Origin of the sequence: Oligoflexus sp. (assembly GCF_035638955.1) — a bacterium.
Classification (GTDB): Bacteria; Bdellovibrionota_B; Oligoflexia; order Oligoflexales; family Oligoflexaceae; genus Oligoflexus.
Genome location: NZ_DASQYZ010000346.1, coordinates 1 through 2569, shown reverse-complemented (window position 1 = coordinate 2569; position 2569 = coordinate 1). Strand labels below are relative to the sequence as shown.

The window sequence follows — 2569 nt, the reverse complement described above, 5'->3', positions numbered from 1 at the left end:
TAATCACAGAAAAAAGGCGGCTGAATCCAAACGTCTTTTCCGACAGCTCCAAATAATCTTTTCATAAGGCCAATACGCTCTTCTCTTTCGGACTCTCGTGATGCATTCAGGACCTGACATAAATCGCGTGCGAGTTCCCGTGCCTTGACCAGCTCAGAATCAAGGGGGTCATAGAGCTGCCCGGCGAGCATTTTAATTTGTTCTGTTGGCATTGTCCGGGCCCTTCACCCTCTGGACCGTAGCCAGAGGTAACTCAGCCGGCATCCAGCTCGGCCCATCCGATCGTGGCTGATCACCTTCAAAATAGAGTTCATCAATAAACATGCGGCGGGCTTTCATGTCCGCATCCCAAGCATGATAAACGATCATCCGGGTCGACCCATCACGAGTGGTCACGACTGAGCAATGCCCAGGCCCAATCACGTGACCCGGAACAGTTTTCAGGATGCGAGGGGATTCAATTCCTGCTTCGACCTTATAGGGACCCAGCACATGATCGGAAACCGTATAATCCACTCCATACGTATCTGTTTCCCAGCGGCCCCCGCTATAAATGCAGTAATAGCGTCCACCCTCCTTGATCACACAAGGCCCTTCCAAGGTATGCCAGTCGAAAATCTGTCCATACATCGGCCGCTGCGCTGCAAACAGCTGCCAATCGCAGTAAGCCCGCAGGACGGTATGAACACGCGGTGCAAGCCGGGTCATCGTTTCCAGCTCAGAAACAACCAAAGCCGTGCCAGCCCTGATGGAACCCGCATCATCGCGATCGGTATCGAGAAAATCCCGAGCGTGAAACAGATACCACCGACCGTCGTCATCCTGAAAGGGATGCGGATCGATGGCAAAGGATACGACTGCCGGATCGGTGAGCTGGGCAGAGTCCCGATAAGGACCAAGTGGATTCTCGCTGACGGCCACACGCAGCTGATGCTGTTTATCGCCATGGCCAACGGAATAGTAGAGGTACCAGCGGCCCTCCGCGAAGGCGATTTCCGGAGCCCAAAAATTATGCCCGAGAGCCTCGTCCGGTGGTACCAACGCATAACCAGCCGGATGCCAATGAATAAGATCAGGCGACCGCATCAAAGGAAAAACACAGGGGCGATCGGCATGCGGGGAACGACCATCGGCATCCATTGGGCCGGTGCCGATCGCATAGTATTCGTCCCCGCTTCGCCACACGAAAGGGTCTGCGAAATATTCTGCATGCACGGGATTCGTGTAAACCTGCATCCATCCCTCCTTCTTGCTGAAGTTTCAGCCAAAATATAGGCAAGATTGGAAGGGGACGCTATCTTTCTTTAGACTCCCATTGTGATCACAACTTTCCCTGTCACTTGACGCGCGTAAACAGCATGAAGTGCGGCATGAGCGTGACTCATGGCGAACGTTTGCGAAATCATCGGATTGATTTTTCCCTGCGCGAGCCACTGCAGGAGCTGACCCATTTCCGTCATGGCATCCTGGGGTTGCCTTTTCATAAATTCGCCCCAAAACACACCGACGATAGAGCAGCCTTTGAGCAGTGCCAGATTCAGAGGGATTTTGGGAATATCGCCCGCTGCAAATCCAACCACCAGATAGCGCCCTTTCCAGGCTATCGAGCGAAGCGCGGGTTCTGCAAAATCGCCACCCACCGGATCGCACACAACATCAACGCCCTTGTCACCCGTAATCTCTTTCAACCGGGCCCGCAGATCTTCCTTGGTATAATGAATCAAATGATCAGCCCCACGGCTTTTGGCGGCTTCCAATTTTTCATGCGACGAGGCCGCTGCGATAACGGTCGCCCCCATAATTTTGCCAAGCTCCACCGCAGCGAGGCCGATGCCCCCGCCTGCCCCAAGGACCAGAAGGGTCTCGCCGCTTTGTAATTGAGCCCGATCTTGCAGCGCGTGCAAACACGTTCCATACGTCATAGGCATTCCGGCCGCACTCATCATATCGAGTGCAGGTGGCAAGGGAACCACCTGGGATTCATGGGCCAGAGCCTCCTCGGCGAAGGCACCGGCCGGCATGATAACCAGAACATTCATACCAGGCTTCAAACGCGTTACGCCGGGTCCCACTGACTTGACGACACCTGAACATTCCGACCCTGGAGTGAAAGGCAGCGCAGGTTTGAATTGGTATTTGCCCTGAACAATCAGCGCATCAGGAAAATTAACCGACGCATACTTTACGGACACAAGAACCTGACCCTTTTCCGGAACGGGTGAAGGAAGTTCTTCAATTTTCAAATGCTCAAGGGATTGAAATTCACGACAAACCAATGCTTTCATAAGCAGTCCTTTAGACAAAACTCGACGTTGTATACCCATGCCTTTTTCTCAGGCGTGTGGCCAGGTGCGACTGCAAAGGAAAATACCTGAAATTGAATCGTGAATATAGACCCGGATGTTTGCGGTCAAAATTGCCAAAGCCAGCTGGATTTATAGAGCCCCCGGTGTTTTCTTCGACCCATGTATTTTTCATGCTTTTCGATGGCTTCGAGAGCAAGTGAGTCGCACCTGGAGGTATAGCTTTCCTCCTGCACCCTGAATTCAATTCCGTACCTTGCGGCCTT

Annotated in this window: 3 protein-coding genes; all 3 read right to left on the bottom strand. The window is 52.9% G+C overall.

What is annotated here, in order from left to right:
- Positions 1 to 212 (bottom strand): maltose acetyltransferase domain-containing protein (locus tag VE954_RS30920; RefSeq protein ID WP_324960262.1); only part of this gene is annotated, 212 nt, incomplete at its 3' end.
- The gene (locus VE954_RS30915) at positions 193 to 1236 is read right to left on the bottom strand and encodes a glycoside hydrolase family 43 protein (protein WP_324960260.1); all 1044 of its coding nucleotides are present in this window, start codon (positions 1234 to 1236) and stop codon (positions 193 to 195) included. The genes VE954_RS30915 and VE954_RS30920, both read right to left, overlap by 20 nt.
- A 68-nt stretch (positions 1237 to 1304) precedes the next feature.
- Positions 1305 to 2285, bottom strand: coding sequence for an NADPH:quinone oxidoreductase family protein (locus VE954_RS30910; protein ID WP_324960257.1), 981 nt, complete (start codon positions 2283 to 2285; stop codon positions 1305 to 1307).
- Between the last annotated feature and the right edge of the window lie 284 nt (positions 2286 to 2569).